Annotated in this window: 15 protein-coding genes and 1 pseudogene; 4 read left to right on the top strand and 12 right to left on the bottom strand. The window is 73.7% G+C overall.

Annotation, left to right across the window (positions count from 1 at the left end; genetic code table 11):
* Nucleotides 1-340: 340 nt before the first annotated feature.
* The 3 genes and pseudogenes from AB0M39_RS37905 to AB0M39_RS37895 form a co-directional block, all read right to left on the bottom strand.
* Nucleotides 341-799: an SRPBCC family protein gene (locus AB0M39_RS37905; RefSeq protein WP_365372475.1), complete on the bottom strand. Its 459-nt coding sequence runs from the start codon at nt 797-799 to the stop codon at nt 341-343.
* A gap of 129 nt (nt 800-928) precedes the next feature.
* A complete protein-coding gene (locus AB0M39_RS37900) occupies nt 929-1,459 on the bottom strand; it encodes a hypothetical protein (protein ID WP_365372472.1) in 531 nt (176 codons plus the stop codon).
* Between the two features lie 292 nt (nt 1,460-1,751).
* Nucleotides 1,752-1,973, bottom strand: a pseudogene (locus AB0M39_RS37895) (HAMP domain-containing protein); the annotation flags it as partial.
* Nucleotides 1,974-2,146: 173 nt separating this feature from the next.
* On the opposite strand from AB0M39_RS37895, the gene AB0M39_RS37890 reads away from it, so the two are divergent.
* The gene (locus AB0M39_RS37890) at nt 2,147-2,632 is read left to right on the top strand and encodes a TrkA C-terminal domain-containing protein (RefSeq protein ID WP_365372469.1); all 486 of its coding nucleotides are present in this window, start codon (nt 2,147-2,149) and stop codon (nt 2,630-2,632) included.
* A gap of 5 nt (nt 2,633-2,637) precedes the next feature.
* Nucleotides 2,638-3,882 carry a cation:proton antiporter gene (locus AB0M39_RS37885; RefSeq protein WP_365372466.1) on the top strand — a complete coding sequence of 415 codons (1,245 nt, stop codon included), beginning with the start codon at nt 2,638-2,640 and terminating at the stop codon, nt 3,880-3,882.
* Between the two features lie 111 nt (nt 3,883-3,993).
* On the opposite strand, the gene AB0M39_RS37880 is transcribed toward AB0M39_RS37885, so the two are convergent.
* The 9 genes from AB0M39_RS37880 to AB0M39_RS37840 all read right to left on the bottom strand — a co-directional run bounded on the left by AB0M39_RS37880 (nt 3,994) and on the right by AB0M39_RS37840 (nt 14,497).
* A complete protein-coding gene (locus AB0M39_RS37880) occupies nt 3,994-5,343 on the bottom strand; it encodes an aldehyde dehydrogenase family protein (RefSeq protein WP_365372463.1) in 1,350 nt (449 codons plus the stop codon).
* Nucleotides 5,344-5,429: 86 nt separating this feature from the next.
* The gene (locus tag AB0M39_RS37875) at nt 5,430-7,205 is read right to left on the bottom strand and encodes an asparagine synthase-related protein (protein WP_365372460.1); all 1,776 of its coding nucleotides are present in this window, start codon (nt 7,203-7,205) and stop codon (nt 5,430-5,432) included.
* A 65-nt stretch (nt 7,206-7,270) separates the two neighbouring features.
* Nucleotides 7,271-7,828, bottom strand: a complete 558-nt coding sequence (locus tag AB0M39_RS37870; RefSeq protein WP_365372457.1) for a hypothetical protein — start codon at nt 7,826-7,828, stop codon at nt 7,271-7,273.
* A 76-nt stretch (nt 7,829-7,904) separates the two neighbouring features.
* A complete protein-coding gene (locus tag AB0M39_RS37865; protein ID WP_365372453.1) occupies nt 7,905-8,843 on the bottom strand; it encodes a hypothetical protein in 939 nt (312 codons plus the stop codon).
* Nucleotides 8,840-10,045: a hypothetical protein gene (locus AB0M39_RS37860; protein WP_365372451.1), complete on the bottom strand. Its 1,206-nt coding sequence runs from the start codon at nt 10,043-10,045 to the stop codon at nt 8,840-8,842. The genes AB0M39_RS37865 and AB0M39_RS37860 overlap by 4 nt, the downstream gene beginning before the upstream one ends.
* Complete coding sequence (locus tag AB0M39_RS37855; RefSeq protein ID WP_365372448.1) at nt 10,042-11,118, bottom strand: hypothetical protein; 1,077 nt, start codon at nt 11,116-11,118, stop codon at nt 10,042-10,044. The genes AB0M39_RS37860 and AB0M39_RS37855 overlap by 4 nt, the downstream gene beginning before the upstream one ends.
* Nucleotides 11,115-11,840 carry a cupin domain-containing protein gene (locus tag AB0M39_RS37850; RefSeq protein ID WP_365372446.1) on the bottom strand — a complete coding sequence of 242 codons (726 nt, stop codon included), beginning with the start codon at nt 11,838-11,840 and terminating at the stop codon, nt 11,115-11,117. The genes AB0M39_RS37855 and AB0M39_RS37850 overlap by 4 nt, the downstream gene beginning before the upstream one ends.
* Nucleotides 11,841-12,058: 218 nt before the next feature.
* Nucleotides 12,059-12,958 (bottom strand): polysaccharide deacetylase family protein, encoded by a 900-nt coding sequence (locus tag AB0M39_RS37845; protein ID WP_365372443.1) that lies wholly within the window; start codon nt 12,956-12,958, stop codon nt 12,059-12,061.
* A 150-nt stretch (nt 12,959-13,108) separates the two neighbouring features.
* The gene (locus AB0M39_RS37840) at nt 13,109-14,497 is read right to left on the bottom strand and encodes an aminopeptidase P family protein (RefSeq protein ID WP_365372440.1); all 1,389 of its coding nucleotides are present in this window, start codon (nt 14,495-14,497) and stop codon (nt 13,109-13,111) included.
* A 178-nt stretch (nt 14,498-14,675) separates the two neighbouring features.
* Between AB0M39_RS37840 and AB0M39_RS37835 the strand changes: the two genes are divergently transcribed.
* Together AB0M39_RS37835 and AB0M39_RS37830 are read left to right on the top strand one after the other, a co-directional pair.
* The gene (locus AB0M39_RS37835) at nt 14,676-17,045 is read left to right on the top strand and encodes a collagenase (protein WP_365372438.1); all 2,370 of its coding nucleotides are present in this window, start codon (nt 14,676-14,678) and stop codon (nt 17,043-17,045) included.
* 57 nt (nt 17,046-17,102) lie between these two features.
* Nucleotides 17,103-17,795, top strand: a 693-nt coding sequence (locus AB0M39_RS37830; protein WP_365372435.1) for an FAD-dependent oxidoreductase, incomplete at its 3' end; no start/stop codon positions are given.

Genomic DNA, 17,795 nt, shown 5'->3' with positions numbered 1-17,795 from the left:
CTATGGAGGCCATGCTCTCCGGCCCGACCACCCGGGCGCGGACCGCGGAGCTTGTGCGCGAGGTGGTGGAGCGCGTCGCGGCCTTCAAGACCGGCCAGGGACTTGTCATCCGTGGTCCTGCCGACGACCTCCTTCGCCTTGCCCTTCATCTGCTTGGCCTTGGCCTTGCTCTTGCTCATCAGGCTCGTCCTCTCCAGACGGGGCGGCTTCCTCCGCCGCCCGGCACACCCGGGGCCCGTGCGAGGGCCGTCGCGGGTGCGCGATGTCGGACGCCCAGCCGGGTACCCGCACCTGCGCGGGCAAACCCTCCGGCGCCCCCGTCACTCAGGGAAAGCACAGGTCACGCAGGGGACACCCGGCCGCGCCAGCCGCCTGTCTCGCCACTGCGCCGCTCGACGAACTCCTTGAAGCGACGCATGTCGCCCTTGACGCGCCGGTCGACCATCCCGGTCACGGCCGCGGCCTGCTCCACCGGCCCGGTCGCCTCGAAGTCCATCACCAGCTCCACACTCGTATGCGTCGCGTCCAGCGCCCGGAAGCGGACCATGCCCATCTGCCGGGACTCGCCGCCGGTCGTGCGCCAGGCGATCCGCTCGTCGGGGAGCTGGTCGACGATCTCGGTGTCGAACTCCCGCCGGACGCCTGCGATCTTGGTGGTCCAGTGGTTGTGGCAGTCGTCGAGCTGGGTGACCTCCTCGACGCCCTCCATGAACTTCGGGAACTCCTCGAACTGCGTCCACTGGTTGTACGCGGTGCGGACGGGAACGTCGACCTCGATCGATTCCTTGACGGTGCTCATCGCCGCGTCTCCTCTCCTGCCGTCCATCGCGCTGACGTCTGTCCTTTGTCGCGATGGCTTCGGCGTCGTGCGGCGACTACCCCTCATCCGCTCAGTAATGACTGTCGGAATACAGTCGGCTGCAGCGGACTACGGCTGCGCCCCCTCGCCGCCGGGCGCCCCGGCCTCGCGCGCCGGCGGGGAGAGGGCCGCCGCGGCGGCGCGCTCGTGCAGCTCGTCGACGACGGCTGCCTGCTCCGCCGCCCGGGTCGCGAGAGCGGCGATGAGCTGCGAGTCCAGGCGGTCCGTCTGGCTGGCCACGGGCATCAGCGCGTGCCACAGCCGCTGTTTGCCCTGGATCCCGATCCGCAGGGTCTCGAGCTCGATGAGCGGACTGAGCCGGGAGCGACGGTAGGCGCGGCCGTTGGGCTTGAGCCGGCTGACCTTCTCGGCCGCCCAGCCGCCGACGATCTTGTACTTGTGCGGCTGGACGTCCAGACGGGCCATCAGCTCCAGCAGGGTGCGGCGGTCCTGGGCGATGTCCTCGGCCAGTCGCTGGAGCCGAGCGGCGTCGGCCGACGCGCTATGGGCGTGCGCGATCCGCCGCGCCAGCTCGACTCCCGTGGTCGAGCCGGCGAGATGGTCGTTGAGGTAGATCCGCAGGGCGTTGTCGTGGCTCATGGAAACCCTTCTCGGCCTGGCCGTCGAGTCGGCACGGCACCGCGGCGGCGCCGGCGACGCGCGGGGCCCCGGTCGCGCTCGCGGTCTGCGCTCCCGGGCGCGGCCGCGGCCGTGGGCTCGAGGCCGTCCGCTCGCTCATGCCTCCTGTCTACGACGCCCCCGGCCCGGCCGCGACCCGAGCCTGCCGGTCAGGTGGTCCGACGACTGACGACTCCCCTCGGTCGGGGCACGCGGTCGGCCGGCTAGGGCTCGATCAGACCGACCCGGATGGCGTAGCGCGTGAGCTCCAGACGATCGCGCGGCCGGCGCTGGAAGCTCGCTCGGCCTCGAGCCGGCCGAGCATGGCGTTGAACGTCTGGGTGAGCTCGGCGATCTCGCCGTGGCCGGTGACCGCCGTGCGGCTGCCGGGCCGCAGGAGGTCGACGGTGGCCATGGCCCGGGTCAGGCGCTGCAGGGGCGCCAGTCCGATCCGCAGCAGGACGGCGATGGCGACGAGCATCGCGACCAGTCCCGCCGCCCCAGCCTGCCCGCTGCCCGCTGCCCGGGCCCGTCGTCCATCCGTGCCGACACCCATATCCCGGGCCCGGCGCCAGATGGCAGCATGGGCGTCTCCGCCGGGCCTGCCGTCTGCCGAGCCCGGCGTCGCACACACGCACGACAGCCACAGAACCAGGAGGGGGACAGGCTGTGCCTGCTCCACGCTTGAGCACCACGCCGCTGCCCGGCATCGGCGTCCAGTACGACCTGACCACACGGGAGCGCCGCCATCTGTCCGTCATCGCGCACCGGGACGGAACCCGGACGGTCAACGTCTACCGGGCCGACGACCCGGACGCCTGCGCCCAGTCGCTGCATCTGACCGGGCCCGAGACGGCGTCGCTGATCGACGCCCTGATGCCCGCCCACCACAGCCCCAACGTGCTGCACACCACCGACCTGGGACTGGTGGCCGAGCGGATCGAGCTCTCCGCCCACTCGTACTGGAACGGCCGCGTGCTGGGCGAGACGCGGATGCGGACCGAGACCGGGGTGTCGGTGGTCGCCGTGCTGCGTCGGGCGGAGGCCCGCCCCTCGCCCGCGCCGGACTTCCGCCTGGCCGGCGGGGACACCCTGATCCTGATCGGCACCCGCGAGGGCGTCGACGCCGCCGCGGCGATACTCGGACGGGAGTGAACCCCGTGCACTCCGCTGTCTTCCTCATCGAGTTCGGCGCGATCATCCTCGGCCTGGGGCTGCTCGGCCGGGTCGCGGGCCGCTTCCACTTCTCCCCGATACCGCTGTATCTGCTGGCCGGTCTGGCGTTCGGCAAGGGCGGGCTCCTCCCGCTGGGCACGAGCGAGGAGTTCGTCGCCATCGGCGCCGAGATCGGCGTCATCCTTCTGCTGCTGATGCTGGGCCTGGAGTACACCGCCAGCGATCTGGTCTCCAACCTCAAGACCCAGTACCCGGCAGGGCTGGTCGACTTCGCCCTCAACGCCGTGCCGGGCGCGGTCGCCGCCCTCCTCATGGGCTGGGGGCCGGTCGCGGCCGTCGTCCTGGCCGGCGTCACCTGGATCTCCTCCTCGGGCGTCATCGCGAAGGTCATGTCAGACCTGGGCCGGCTCGGCAACCGGGAGACGCCGGTGATCCTCAGCATCCTGGTGCTCGAGGACCTGGCCATGGCCGTCTACCTGCCGATCGTCACCGCCCTGCTGGCCGGCGTGAGCCTGGCCGCGGGCAGCGCGACCCTGGCCATCGCCCTCGGCGTCGCGGGCGCGGTGCTGTTCGTCGCCGTCCGCTACGGACGTGTGATCTCCCGCTTCGTCTCCAGCGACGACCCCGAGAAGCTCCTCCTCGTGGTCCTCGGCCTGACCCTGCTGGTCGCGGGCATCGCCCAGCAGCTCCAGGTCTCCGCCGCGGTCGGCGCCTTCCTGGTGGGCATCGCCCTGTCCGGCGAGGTCGCCGAGGGAACGCATACTCTGCTCAGTCCGCTGCGGGACCTGTTCGCGGCCGTCTTCTTCGTCTTCTTCGGCCTGCACACCGACCCGGCGAGCATCCCGCCCGTCCTGCTGCCCGCGCTCGCCCTGGCCGTGGTCACCGCCCTCACGAAGGTCGCCACCGGCTACTGGGCGGCCAGACGGGCCGGAGTCGGCGTCAAGGGACGCTGGCGCGCGGGCGGGACCCTCGTGGCCCGCGGCGAGTTCTCGATCGTCATCGCCGGCCTCGCCGTCACCGCCGGCATCGAGCCGGCCCTGGGCCCGCTGGCCACCGCGTACGTCCTGATCCTGGTCGTCGTCGGCCCGCTCACCGCCCGCTACACCGAGCCCCTGGCCGCCTACGTCACCCGACGCCGCCCGTCGGACGGCCCGCGCCTGGCCGCGGCGCCCTCGCCCGCGACGTCGTCCGAGGCCGTCGAGGACCAGGATCCCGCCGGCCGTGCGTGAGCGCTGACGCCGAGAGGAACCCGCGCCGCGGCCAGTGAGCGACGCGCGGGTCCGGCGCGCGTCTTCGGCCGCGGAACGGCTGCGGGCGGTGGCTCGCTCAGCCGGGGCGCCTCATCCCCGCCCCACCCGCACCGTGACCGTCTTGGGCCGCTGGTACTCCTGGAGCGCCAGCGTGCTCAGATCCGTGCCGTGGCCGGACGATCCCCGCCCGCCGTGCGGGAGTTCCGCGCTCTGCACCAGGTGGCAGTTGAGCCAGGCCTCGCCCGCGTCGAGGCGGGCGACCAGGTCGAGGCCCGCCGTGAGGTCGGCGGTCCAGACGCTGGCCGCCAGCGCCTGGGGGACGCCGTTCGCCAGGGCCAGAGCCGCCTCGACGGTGTCCGCGCACTGGACCGTGAGGAGCGGGCCGAAGACCTCCTCCACGATCGTCGGGTCGTCGTGCGGCAGGTCCGCCAGGACGCGGGCCGGACGCCAGTGGCCCTTCTCCTCGCCGGGGCCCGGGGCGATGTCCGCGGCCGTGTTCCGCTTCGCCGCGGTGGCGGCGACGAGGCGGTCGTAACGGGCCGCCTGGTCCGCGTTGTTGAGCGGACCGAAGTCGCGGCCCGCGACCTGGGCGCTCATCGCCGCCGTCAGCCGGTCGACCGTCGACGCGTAGTTCTCCGCGAGCGTGATGACCCGGGCCGGCGCCGCGCAGCTCTGACCCGCGTTGTACGTCGCCGCCTTCGCGAGGGACGCGTACGTGTCCGCCGGGGCGTCCGGCAGCACCACCGCGGGGGCGTTGCCGCCCAGCTCCAGGCTGACGCGGCGCGTCCCCGCCCGCGCCGCCACGTCCGCGCCCGCCCGGCCGCTGCCCGTGAACGCGACCATGTCCACCGACGACTCGACCAGGAGCCGGCCCGTCCGCCGGTCTCCCGGCAGCGACTGGAGGACCCCCTCGCCCAGCGCCTGCGCCGCGTGCCGCGCCAGAAGCTCCACCGAGTCCGGAGTCGTCTCCGCCGGCTTCGCCACCACCGTGTTGCCCGCGGCCAACGCCGGCGCGCAGCGCCAGGCAGCCATCATCAGCGGATAGTTCCAGGGGACGATCACGCCGACCACGCCGATCGGCTCCCAGCGCACCCAGCTCTCGTGGCCCGCCACCAGGCGGCCCGACGCCGGGGTCGTCCGCGTCCGCGCCGCCGTCGCGTAGAAGCGGAACAGATCCGCCGCCTGCTCGATCTCGCCCGTCGTCTCCGAGGCCGGCTTGCCCGTCCCGGCCCGCTCGTACGCCGCGTACTGCGCCGCATTGTCCTCGATCAGCGTCGCCAGCCGCTCCAGGCGCCGGGCCCGGTCGCGGGGAGTCAGGGCGCTCCAGCCGGCGAGGGCCGTGCGGGCCGCCGCCACGGCGGCGGTCGTCTCCGGCTCGCGGCAGACGGGGGCGGCGCCCCGGGCCAGCCCCGTGCGGGGGTCGGTGAGTTCGGTGTCCATCATCGCTTCCTGCTCGTCGCTCTCTTCTCGTGGCCTCCCGCCGCCGGGAGCCGCGCCCGCCGGGGTCTGCGTCCGACGGGGGTCTCTCACACCTCGTACGACCTCAGCCACAGCTCCAGCGTCAGCACCAGCCAGAGCTTGCCTCCCTGGCGGGGCAGCAGCGTCCCCTCGCCCTTCATCCACGTACGGATGGTGTCCGGGCGGAACAGGCCCCGCCGACGCGACTGGCCGCTCAGCAGCAGGTCGCCCGCGAGGTCGCGCAGCGGTCCCGACAGCCACTGCTGGACCGGGACCCGCATACCGCTCTTCGGGCGGTCGACGACCGTGTCCGGGAGGAGGTCGCGCACGGCCTCCTTGAGGATCCACTTCTCCGCCGTGCCGCGGAGCTTGAACGCGGGCGGCGTCGCGAAGGCATGGTCGACGACCCTGCGGTCGAAGAGCGGGGCGCGGCCCTCGACGCCCTGGGACGACGTCAAGCGCTCCACCTTCGTGAGGATGTGGTGCGCGCCCTTGGTCCGCAGATTGCAGTGGAGGAGCTGGTTGAGCAGGTGGCCCATACGGTGCGGACTGGACTCGCCCGCCGTCAGATACGGCTCCACGAAGCGCTGCGGGCGCGGGGCGTCCCGCAGCGCCTGAAGCGTCTGCGCGGTCAGCAGATCCGGAAGGTCCGTCCAGCACTTGCGGTACGAGCGCAGGTACGCCGTCGCCCGGTCCTCGTCCCAGGGCGCCCCCGGATCCCTGTGCATCTCCTGCACCAGCATCGGGAGGTTCTTCGGACCGCCGAAGACGGGATCGCCGCCCTCGCCGTTGAGGACCACCGAGGCGCCGTCCGCCGCCACCGTCTCCGCCAGGATCAGGTTCGGGACCGTCAGAGGGTCGCCCACCGGGCTGTCCAGCAGCGCCGCCGCCTCGGCCAGGCGCGAGGCGACCGTCTCGCCGGAGACGTTCAGGACGCGGTGGCGGGTGCGGCAGTGGGACGCCACGAGGCCCGAGTAGCCGAGCTCGTTGGGCAGCTCGTCGCCGAAGCTGATGGAGTACGTGTGGACGGGGTGGGCGTGGAGCTTGGCCGCCAGGGCGGTGACGAGGGAGCTGTCGACGCCTCCGGAGAGAAGGACCGCCGCCGGCGCCGCCTCCGGGAGCCTGCTGGCCGTCGCGTCCTCCAAGAGGGCGCGCAGCGCCAGCACATGGCCCGTCGGATCGTCGGGCACGGGCTCGTCGACGCGCTCGCGGGGCTCCCAGTAGACCGTCTCGGCGACCGTGCCGTCCTGCGCCAGCCGCAGCGTCCGGCCGGGCAGGACCTCCCGTACGCCGGCGAGCAGCGTCTCCTCCCCGGGAAGGTACGCGAACGTCAGGAACGAGCGGACCGCCGACAGGTTCATGGACGTGCCGAGCGCGGGCCAGCGGCGCAGCGCCCGCAGCGAGGTCGAGGCGGCCCAGGCGCCGTCGGCCCGGGCGTAGAAGAGGGTGCGGGCGCCGACGTGGTCGCGGATCAGGACCAGGTCCGTGCCGTCGAGGACGGCCAGCACGAACATGCCCTCGGCGAGCGCGATCCCCGCGTCGCCGAGCCGCGCCCAGCAGCGCAGCAGCAGTTCGCCGTCGGAGCAGCCGGGCGGCACGGGCGTGTCGTGGGCGGCGAGCGCGGCCAGGAGGGCCGGGCGGTTGTGGAGGGTGGCCTCGCCGACCGCCGTCAGGCCGTACGCCGTGAACGGGCCCTCGGCGCGGCCCGGTTCGCCGCCGATGAGGCCCAGGTCCGCGCCGGGGACGTCCACGGGCGCGCGGCCCGATCCGCCGGCGCCCATCGCCTCGACGTGGGCACGGGCCTGCCCGGTGGTCGGGGCCAGGCTGACGCAGAAGCGCGCCATGGACGGCTCCTCTCCTTCGTGTTCCAAGAGTCCTGCGGCGGTACGCGTGAGGGCGGCGGCGGGACTCAGCCGAAGTCGTCGTCGCTCCAGGCGTCTTGGCCGTCGCCCCAACCGGCGTCCCAGTCCTCGCCGCCCCCGTCCTGGCCGTCGGAGCCCCCGGAGTCGCCGGCGCCGCCCCCGCCTCCATCGCCTCCCGAGGAGGCCTGGCTCTGCGCCTGCTGCTGGCGCAGCGCCTCTTCCTCCTCCGGGGTCATGCTCAGCGGCGGCAGATGGGCCGCCGTGATCGCGAGGCTCGCCACGCCGAGGCCCGCGAGCATCACGCCCATCCGCCCGCCGAACGACGTCCTGTTGACCGTGACCGTCTCGCCGCCGGTCCACAGGGTGCGGCCGTAGCCGATGTCCCGGGCGTAGGAGACCGTGCCGTCGGCGAGCGTGCGCTTGACGATGCGCTCGCCGAGGAGCTCGTCGGCGCCGGAGGCGCCGCGGTTGTCGTGCCAGCGCACCAGGCGGCCGTGGGCGTGGTCGCGGCGGCGCCACTCCTCGCGGCCGTCCTCGTATCTGCGGTGGACGCTGCCGTCGGCGAGCAGCTCGTCGGTGTAGCCGATCTCTTGGGGCCGGATCATCTCTTGCGTTCCTCGGGTCTGTGGGGCGGTCGTCGCCGCGAGAGGGAGGGGTCGCCGGGGCGGGGCACGAGCGGGGTCACGAGGCGGGCCAGGTCATGAAGCCCGTGGCGCGCAGCCCGCGCAGGTCGCTCCACAGGGAGGTCCGCGGCGGTCTCGGTCCGCGCGTCAGGCGCAGCACCGTCCGCACCAGACGGGCCGGCGGCACGGCCGCGACCTCGGCGAACCGCCCTTGCGCCAGCCACGCGACCTCCCGCGGCCGCAGCGCGGGCGGCCACGGCCCGAGAGCCGCGGCCGGCGCCGGGCCGCGCCCGGACGGCAGGCGCAGGGCGGCCACATGACGGGGCACGAGTCCGATCGACGCGACCCGCACGCCCGGGACGGGACCGAGGGCGGCCCGGACCCGCGCCGGCAGCGCGACGCCCTCGGGGCTCGCGTCGTGCAGGACGTGGACCGTCGCGCCCTGCGCCCGTCGCAGGGCCGCGGTGAGGCGGGGGTCCAGCGGCAGGGCGTCGGGCACCGCGAGGACGAGGCAGGCCGCTTCGAGGTGGACGTGGTTGGCGAGCAGCATCCGGGCGATCGAGCGGTCCTGGCACAGGAGGATGCGGGGCAGGCCGTAGGCGTACAGGTCGGGTTCGGACGCACCGGCGGGGCCGTCCCCCCGCGTCGGCGGCGACGTCGGCGGGGGCGGGAGCAGGCCCGGCACGCTCTCCCTGCCCCGCGCGTCCAGCGCACGCGTGAACACGGGCAGGCGCAGCGGCGGCGCCGGAGTGCGCGGGACGCGCTTGAGCAGCGTCGCGGCCGGGCTCAGGACGCGGCAGGTCTCGTAGTAGAGCTGCCGTTCCGTGAAGCGGATGCCGCCGGGGGCGCCGGCCCGCGCGGCGGCGACGGTGATCGCCCGGTCGAGCAGCCGGGCGCCGGGGCCGAGGCCCCTGCGGGCGTCGGCGCCAAGGCCGGCCGCCGGGGAGTGCCGTGCGGGTTGTGCGTGTCGTGCAGGTCGTACGCGTCGTGCAGTCATAGGGGCCTCGTGCCTTCTCTCCGAGACGTGCGCTCGCCCTGCCCGCCCGTGTCCCCAGGCTCCTGAGGCCAGGTCAGGAAGCCCTGGCTCTGGGCGGCGCCGGGGCCGGGGGGAGGGGCTGTCCGGGCCCGTTCCACCGCTCGTACGACGACCGCTTCGAGAAGCGGCGGAGGCACCGCGGCGAGCGGGCTCCAGAAGCCCTGCGCGAGCCAGGCGGCCTCCGCCTCGGACAGGCCCGCCACCGTCCGGAGCTGGTCGATCTCGTCGGGCGGCCAGTCTTCGACGAGGCGGACGGCGTGACGCCGGTCCTTGACCGCGGCCACCGGAAGGCCCGCGTCCACCACGACCCGGCCCGGATGGGCGGCGCGGAGGAGCGGGGCCACGAGGACGCCCTGGGCCGTGGCGCTGTGCAGGACTACGACGGGGAGGTCGCCGCGGAGTCCGGCGAGCTCGGCGAGGGCCTCCTGAACGACGAAGTCCGCGCCGAGCCCGTCCGCCTCGACGAGGACCGCCTCCAGGCGCGCCGGGATGTCGTTGGCCGCGAGGAACACGGCTACCGCGTGGTCGGTGCACACGATGACGGCACGGGGACGGGGCGCCGGCTTCGAGGCGGTCGGCATGCTCGGCTTGCCCGTCCGCCGCGACTCGCCGGACGTGCTGGACGTGCTGGACGGGTTCGACCGGGACGTGGGGGGCTCGTCGTCCACCACACCGTCCGGCAGACCCCCGTACACCCTCGTCCACGAACCCTTCATCAGCCCCCGGAACCTGTACTCCGGAGGCTCGACGAGCGAGCCCGCCGGCCGGGCGGGCCGGTAGCGCAGCGACGCCGCCACGACGAGGACGGCCGGCGCGGCGGCGCCCACGACGAACGCGAGCACACCGTCGGCGAGGACCGCGCAGACGACCAGGACGGCGGCGACGGGCAGCGCCGCCAGCCAGCGGATCCACGCCGGAACGCCGCGCCGTTCGGTCGCGCCCCACACGTCGTTGGCGGTGCGGGAGGCGTACCAGAGCTGGGTGAGGGTGACCTTCAGCCGGCCGTCGTCGCTCGCGCGCTCCACGCAGCGGCGGATGCGCAGGTCGTGCATGCCTCTGCCGTCGGTACGCGGGTCCAGCGCGAAGGCCCGCTTGCAGTGGGCGCACACACCGCCCGTGCGCTCGGTGCGCCCCAGTTGGAGGGCGCAGTGCGGGCAGGTCATCGCTCGCCCGCCGGGCCTGAAGCGGTCGCCGTCCCGGTCCCCGGCCAGGTCATGAAGCCCACGGACGCCGCGCGGCGCCGTTCGGGATCGGCACGGCGCGCGACCTGTTCGGCGATCTGCGCGACGACGGCGAGCAGCCGTGCCGGGGGCATTCCCACCAGCGGGAACCGCCAGCCCCGCCCAAGCTGCTTCAGCTCCTGCGCGGTGAGCTCGCCCAGCGCGGCGAGCTGCTTCACCGTCTGTGCGTCGGGCTTCTCGCCCTTGGCGCGATAGGGCACGGCCTGCGGGAGCCCGCGGACCGTGCGCAGCGGCAGCCCCGCGTCGATCACCGGACGTCCGCGCAGGGCCGCGCGGGCCTGGTGGACGAGGAGCACGCCGGACGCGTCGGCGTCGTGCAGCACGATGACAGGGCCCTGCGAGCCCAGCGCGAGGACCTGTTCGAGGTCCTGGGCGAGCGCGATGCCGTAGCGGTCGGGCAGGCCGTCCGCGGCGAGGAACACGGCGATGGAACGGTCGGGACAGAGCAGTACGCAGGCGGGCGCGCCGCCGGAGTCCGGTGTGTGGTCCTGTCGCCGGCGCCGCGGGTACGCGTCGTCGTCGACCATCCCCTGCGGCAGCCTGCCGTACACCTTCCGCCACTCCGCGAGCGCCTGCGAGCGGAACGCCTCACGGCTCGTCGGCGGTACGCCCCTGCCGACGCCCGCCTTGCGCGCGAGGAAGAGGCCGAGCGAGAGGAGGAGCAGGCCGCCGCAGACCGCGAACAGGAAGGCGAAGTCGCCGACGACGGCGAAGAAGGCGGCGACGATGCCCGCGACGAGCGCCGTTCCGGCGGAGCCGGCGGCGAACTCGCTCTCCTTGAGCCGCTTGCGCGACAGCGCGTACCACAGCTGGCCGGGCGTGACCTTGATCGTCCCCTCGGCGGTCAGCTTGGCCATGATCCTGCGCACCCGGAGGTCGTTCAGGCGCAGAGGGTTGGTCTTGGGGTCGAGCGCGTAGCTGCGCTTGCACAGGGAGCAGGTGTTGTTGGGACGCTCCTTGCGCAGCAGGCTGCGTTCGCAGTGCGGACAGATCACCGGCGGACCTCCAGCGCGGTCGCCACCCGGCGTAGCCGCGCGGCCAGACGTTCGCGGACGGTGGTGGCGCCGATGCCGCGGACCCGCTGAACGCGCTCGATGTCGCGCAGGGCCGCGGCGAGGGCCCGGTAGTCGGTGGCCGCGGCCAGGGCCAGCTGGCCCTGGCCGGCCGCAGTGCCGTCGCCCGCGGCCCTGCGCTCGGCCTCCGACGCGGTGATCGCGTAGTCCTCGTGGTCGATGCCGTAGCCGGTGTTGGCGGCGAGGATCGTCAGCGGATCGGCGCCCCGGTTCGCGAAGGAGTGGGGCATCATCTCGGGGATGCGTATCAGCATCCCCGGCGTGAGCGGGACGTCGCAGACCTCGTCGCGGTCCGCGTCGTAGAGGCCGCAGGCCGCGTGGCCGAGGCTGAGGACGAAATGCTCTCCGCCGTGGGCGTGCGGGGTGAAGGCGCTGCGCGGGCCCACGACGCCGAGTTTGACGGTGGCGTTGGAGGGACGCTCGGGCGACGTCGCCGCGTCGCCCACGAGGTAGTGGGCGAACTGGCCGTCGTCGATGAAGCGGAGGAACTCGCGCTCGGGGCCCAGCTCGCGGGCGCCCTCGCGGTCGGCCAGCTCGACGGCGCCGTCCGGCCTCAGACGGTAGAGCTCCACACCGCCCGGAAGCGTCCCCCACGTCTGGTCCGGTATGCCGTCGGACATGCCGTCCCGCGGTCTCCTGGACATCGCGCCTCCCCCTGTGCCTGCGGTGCGCGGCGCGCGCATCGCCATCGCATCGTAAGGGGTTGATCAGCAACAAGGGGAGCGTGGAGAGCGACTCCTGGGCAAAGCGCGGGGGAACGGCAGATGAACGGGCCCAGCGCCGTCACGGGTCGAGGAGACCGGGGATCGCAGGCGCGGTCCGGCGCCCCGCGTGAGCTCGGTCGGCTGCTGCGACGGGTGGCTCACTCGGACAGGTGTCGCCCGCCGCCCGCGGTCGACCGCCTGCTCTGCTGCGCCGCCGGGTCCAGGAGGGTGCGCAGGTCGACGATCTGGTAGCCGCGGTCCTCGACGGCGTCGATGATCTGGGGGAGGGCGTCGGCGTCGAGGACCGGGCCCGAGCCCGAGTTGCCGACGTGCATCTGCAGGATGCCGCCGGGGACCGCGGCGTCCAGGGCGCGGTCGAGAGCCTTCTCGACGGTCATGCCGCCGTCGGGGCCGAGGTACCCGTTGGTGTCGGCGGTGAACTCGATGTCCGCGTAGCCCAGGGCGTTGACCGCGGCGATGGTCTGCGGGGTCGTGGCGCTGTAGGGGAAGCGGAAGAACGGCAGCGGCGTCGCTCCGGTCGCCGCGCGGATCGCCGCGTCGGCCTCCTGCACCTCGCGTGCCTGCTCCTGCTCGGAGATGTCGGCGAACTGCGGGTGGCTGTAGGAGTGGTTGCCGATCCCGTGCTCGGCGGCCATCGCCCGCGCGGCGGCGGGGTGGGCCTCGGCGAACTCGCCGGTCAGGAAGAACGTGGCCGGCAGTTTGCGCCGCCGCAGCTCGGCCAGGACGGAGTCGACGCCGGCCTCGTTCCACGCGGCGTTGAAGGTCAGCGCCACCACCTGCTTCTCGGTGGGCATCCGCCGGATCTCGTCGCCGAAGAGCGCCTTCAAGGCCGCGGTGTCGTCGCTGGGAGCGGTGCCGGGGGAGCGGGGGCGCCGCGCCCCGCCGGCTTCGGACGCCAGGTCCGTCGACACGGCGCCGTGGCCGCCGCGCGTCGCGGTGGCCGTCCGCGGCGAGTCGCCCGCCTGCATCAGGCCCGCGAGCGCCAGGACGCTCAGCACGCCGGCGGCCGCCGTGACCGTACCTCTTCTGGCTCGCACAACCCGCTCCCCTCCGTCGCCGCAGTGGTTCGCCGCCCGGCCGAGCGGCCGGGTCGGCCATGACCATTACGGGTCGAGGACGGAAGTCTCCGCACCTGCGACAGGGCATCTGGGTGACCGCCGCGCGCGTCGGTCCGCCCTCGCCGGTGCTCAGCCGGCCATGAGCGTGCCCATCCACTCCTCGATCGCGTCGGGGGTGCGCGGCAGCGCCGAGGACATCAGGCGGGCGCCGTCGGAGGTGACGACGAGGTCGTCCTCGATCCGTACGCCGATGCCCCGCAGCTGCGCGGGCAGGGTCTCGTCGTCGGGCTGGAGGTACAGGCCCGGCTCGACCGTGAGGACCTGGCCCTCCTCCAGCACGCCGTCCAGATAGGTCTCGGCGCGGGCCTTGCCGCAGTCGTGGACGTCCAGGCCGAGCATATGGCCGCTGGCGCAGAGCGTGTAGCGGCGGTGCAGGTCGCCCGACGCGCTCTTCAGGACGCCCCACTGCGTCAGCCCCTCCGCGACGACCTGCATGGCTGCGCTGTGGAAGTCCCGGAAGCTCGCCCCCGGCTTGAGGGCGGCGATCCCCGCCTCCTGGGCGGCGAGGACGAGTTCGTACACCTGGCGCTGCACGGGCGAGAACCGGCCGGAGAGGGGGAGCGTGCGCGTGATGTCGGCGGTGTAGAGGGTGTCGGTCTCCACGCCGGCGTCCAGCAGCAGGAGGCTCGCCGGGTCCAGGGCGCCGTCGTTGCGGATCCAGTGCAGGGCGCAGGCGTGCGCGCCGGACGCGGCGATCGTCTCGTAGCCCGTGCCGTTGCCCTCCGCGCGGGCCCGCAGGCCGAAGACGCCCTCGATCCGGCGCTCGCCGCGCGGGTGGGCCAGGGCGCGCGGCAGGTCGCGGACGACGTCCTCGAAGCCGGCGGTCGTGTGGTCGACGGCCAGCTGGAGCTGGCCCAGCTCCCAGCCGTCCTTGACGAGCCGCAGCTCGCTGAGCGCGGCGGCCAGCTCGGCGTCGCGGGAGGCGTCCCGGGCGGGCGGCAGCCGGTCGAGCCCGTCGAGGTGCTCGCAGCGGATGCCGGTGAGGCGCTCGGCCTCGGCGAGGTCGGGGCGGCGGCCCACCCAGAACTCGCCGTACCGCCGGTCGCGGTAGAACTCGTCGCCGTCGCGCGGGGACCGGGGGCGCAGATACAGCACCGGCTCGTGGGCGTGCGGCCCGGAAGGCTCCAGGACCAGGACATGGCCGGGCTGGTCCTCGCCGGTGAGACCGGTGAGCCAGGCGTACGCGCTGTGCGGCCGGAACCGGTGGTCGCAGTCGTTGGAGCGGACCTTCAACTCCCCGGCGGGGACCAGCAGTCGCTCGCCCGGGAAGAGCGCGGAGAGCCGGGCGCGGCGGGCCGGTGTCACGGCCCTGGCGGCGACGTGCGCGTCGGCCGGCAGCGGAGTGCTCGCCCAGCCGGTGCTCATGAACGAGGCCAACTCCGGCGAGACGGCCAGATCGTGGCTGCTGGTCCTCGCCTGCACGGACTCCGGCGCGAGGCGGGCGTCGTCAGCGGTCATCGGAACTCCTCCAGGACGGACTGGTGCTGAGGGGTTGTCAGTGCAATTTCACATTACTATGTTACGGGTCACATCGCGCCCCCTCCGGACGGCATCAATCCCCTTCCGTGTCCGGTCAGTTCGCGATGACCGCACCGCTGTCACACCCACCTCCCACCTCCCACATCAGGAGCACTCGGTGTCCCAGCTCAGATCCGTGCGCACACCCCTGCTCGCAGGCGCCTGTGCCGTAGCCCTCCTCGCCCCGCTCGGACCGGCCGCGCAGCAGTCGGGCCCGGAGCGCACGGCCTCCGCCGCCCCCGCGGTCCCCGCCGCGTTCGCCGCACGGCCGGGTCCGGCCGGGCAGCAGTCCGCCGCCCATGGCGAAAACCCCTTCGACGAGGTCGAGCGCCTCGCCCGGGCTCCCAGGCCCACCGCCCAGCCGGCCCCGCCGCCGGGGGAGTCGGCCGAGGGACGCGTCCCCGGCCGCCAGGGCGGCAAGAAGGCCGACCCGTCCCGCAGCGCCGCCCTCCGTGCCGCGGGAGTCCCCTGCACCCTCGACGGCGTCACCCGGCTGACGCCGGAGCAGCTCGCCGACTTCCTCGCCGACCCTGCCGTCACCGCCGACGGCTGTCTGAGCGGCCTGATCTGGACCTGGGACGCCCGGCTGGCGCCGATCATGTCCGACGCCCACGTCCAGGCCCTCGGCCGCCGGATATCCTCGCTCGCGGCCCGCCACGACGGCCGCAACAGCACCCATCTGCTGGAGATGTTCACCTATCTCCACGCCGTCGTGTACCACGACTTCTCGCGCCCGGAGATAGACGTCACCGACGTCCCGACCACCGAGATACTCAGGCGTGCCGTCCACGACTTCGGCACGGCGGCACGCACCTTCGACGTCACGCGGACCAACGCCGAGACCCTGCGCGAGGCCCTCTACACCGGCAGCGGCCCCGGCCTGCGGCACAGCCAGCTCGGGCTGATCAGAAAAGTCCTGGCCACGATGGACAAGTACCACAAGGGCCAGTACGACGACGCCTCCTGGGGCGGCGCCGCCCTGGCCGCCCTCTCCGTGAACTACCTCGGCGTCTACCCGGGCAACAAGGACACGGCCTTCCACAACGTCGTGACCCAGAACCCCTCGTACCGCGCGTCCTTCAGGGCCTTCGCCGGCTACACCCACCTCAAGGGCACCCCCAACGAGTGGGTGGTGCGCGACGCGCTCGGCGAGTACGGCCGCTTCGGCCAGATCGACGTCCTGAGGCGGCAGATCGTCCCCGACCTCGGCGCCCTGCTGCCCGTGGCGCGCGGCAACTTCGGCGACGGCAGCCGTCCCTGGGCCTCGCTGGTGTCCTGGCTGAACTTCTACGAGGCGTGCAAGCCGTACGCGGTCTGCAAGGACGACATCGAGCGGAAGATCTTCCCGTACACGTACACCTACGACAACGGGGCCATCAAGGTCCGCACCGCGCTCGACCGGGCGACCGTGGACCAGCTCTACTACGCGAGCAAGCAGGTCAAGGCGCAGTTCCACCGGGTGCTCGGCGCCGAGTCCCCGCTGGCCGGCGACCCCAACACCGCGCTGAACGTGGTGCTGTACGCCTCCCGCGCCGACTACGAGGTGTACCACCCGATCCTCACTGGCATGGGCACCGAGAACGGCGGCGTCTACATCGAGCGCGGCGCCACCTTCTACACCTACCAGCGCCGTGTCCCGCAGGACTCCTCGCTCACCCTCGAAGAGCTCTTCCGGCACGAGTACGTGCACTACCTCAACGGCCGCTGGGCCGTGCCCGGCTACTTCGGCGAAGGGCCCTGGTACACCGGCGACCGGACGACCGCGATGGACGAGGGAACCGCCGAGTTCTTGGACGGCGCCACCCGCGACGACGGCATCAAGGTCCGCAAGTCGCTGATCCGCGGCATCGTCAACGACACCGCGGGCGGCAAGCCCCGGATGAGCGTGAACCAGCTGCTCCACGCCACCTACGACGGGGACGGCTTCCGCTTCTACAGCTACGCGGGCGCGTTCTACGAGTTCCTGTGGATGGAGCGACCCGCCCTGATCCGCGAGATGTACGGGTATCTGCGCGCGAACGACCCGGCCGGCTTCGACGCGTGGCGCAGCCGCCTCGGCCGCGACGCGGCCCTGCAGCGGGCGTACGACGGCTTCCTCGACGCGCAGATCGCCAAGGTCGACGAGCTGTTCGTGCCCAATACGCGCTACACGCCCAACGAACGGCTCCGGGACGCCGCCGTCGAGGCCGTGCGCGCGTCCTTCGCCGCGTCCACCGCCGCCGACCCGATGTGCGCGGACGACGGCGACCCCGGCAAGCGGCGCTTCACCTGCACCGGGAGGATCACCGCGAACCTCTCGGACGCGAACAGCCCGGACCGCGTCTTCCAGGACATGTCCGAGACGGTCGACTACTTCATCCTCGACCGCGCGGGGGCCGCGTCCACCAACCTCGCCGACATGAACTGCTCCTTCGGGCCCGTCGAGATCTGGAGCAACAGCAAGGCGGGGAGCGCGACTTACCGCTGCGAGGGGCCGCTGCGGAGCTGACCGGAGAGTTGCGCGGACCGCCTTCCCCCGTCTGATGGAATGTGACATATTACTGCCGTGCCCAACAGACACACTCTGGACGCCGTCGTCATCGGCGCCGGCGTCGTCGGAGCGGCGTGCGCCTACTACGCGAGCCGCGCCGGCCTGGCTGTCGCAGTGATCGACCGCGGCTCCGTCGCGGGCGGCTCCACCGGCGCCGGGGAAGGCAATCTGCTCGTCTCCGACAAGGAGGCGGGCCCGGAGCTCGACCTCGCGCTGCTCTCCACCCGACTGTGGCGCGAACTCGCCGAGACGCTCCCACAGGAGACCGAGTACGAGCCCAAGGGCGGTCTCGTCGTGGCCCACGACGAGACCGCTCTGGCCGCACTGCGGAAGTTCGCCGCGGCCCAGCGCACAGCCGGCGTCGAGGCGCACGAGATCCGTGCCGACCGGCTGCACGACCTCGAACCCCATCTCGCCCCCGGCCTCACGGGCGGATTCCACTACCCGCAGGACGCCCAGGTCCAGCCGGCCCGCGCGGCGGCCCAACTCCTGCACGCGGCAAGCGAGTCGGGCGCCGCCGTGCTGCTCGGCGAGGAGGCGACCGGCCTGCTCGTCGCGCCCGACGGCCGGATCCGCGGTGTGCGCACACCGCGCCGCGAACTGGCCGCCCCAGCCGGCGTCAACGCCGCCGGCGCCGGGGGCGGCCACCTCGCCCGGCTCCCGGGAGCCGAGCGGCCCCGCCTCCCGCGCCGGGGCATCGTCCTGGTC

Origin of the sequence: Streptomyces sp. NPDC051907 (genome assembly GCF_040681075.1) — a bacterium.
In the GTDB taxonomy this organism is placed as follows: Bacteria; Actinomycetota; Actinomycetes; order Streptomycetales; family Streptomycetaceae; genus Streptomyces.
This window is presented reverse-complemented; position numbering and strand designations above follow the sequence as displayed.

Coding starts and splice junctions, on each gene's coding strand:
- AB0M39_RS37875 (WP_365372460.1), bottom strand. CDS start 7,205: ATGGCGCGCTTCTGCGTCAGCCTGGCCCCGACCACCGGGCAGGCCCGT.
- AB0M39_RS37880 (WP_365372463.1), bottom strand. CDS start 5,343: ATGGACACCGAACTCACCGACCCCCGCACGGGGCTGGCCCGGGGCGCC.
- AB0M39_RS37905 (WP_365372475.1), bottom strand. CDS start 799: ATGAGCACCGTCAAGGAATCGATCGAGGTCGACGTTCCCGTCCGCACC.
- AB0M39_RS37860 (WP_365372451.1), bottom strand. CDS start 10,045: ATGACCTGCCCGCACTGCGCCCTCCAACTGGGGCGCACCGAGCGCACG.
- AB0M39_RS37900 (WP_365372472.1), bottom strand. CDS start 1,459: ATGAGCCACGACAACGCCCTGCGGATCTACCTCAACGACCATCTCGCC.
- AB0M39_RS37840 (WP_365372440.1), bottom strand. CDS start 14,497: ATGACCGCTGACGACGCCCGCCTCGCGCCGGAGTCCGTGCAGGCGAGG.
- AB0M39_RS37850 (WP_365372446.1), bottom strand. CDS start 11,840: ATGTCCAGGAGACCGCGGGACGGCATGTCCGACGGCATACCGGACCAG.
- AB0M39_RS37870 (WP_365372457.1), bottom strand. CDS start 7,828: ATGATCCGGCCCCAAGAGATCGGCTACACCGACGAGCTGCTCGCCGAC.
- AB0M39_RS37865 (WP_365372453.1), bottom strand. CDS start 8,843: ATGACTGCACGACGCGTACGACCTGCACGACACGCACAACCCGCACGG.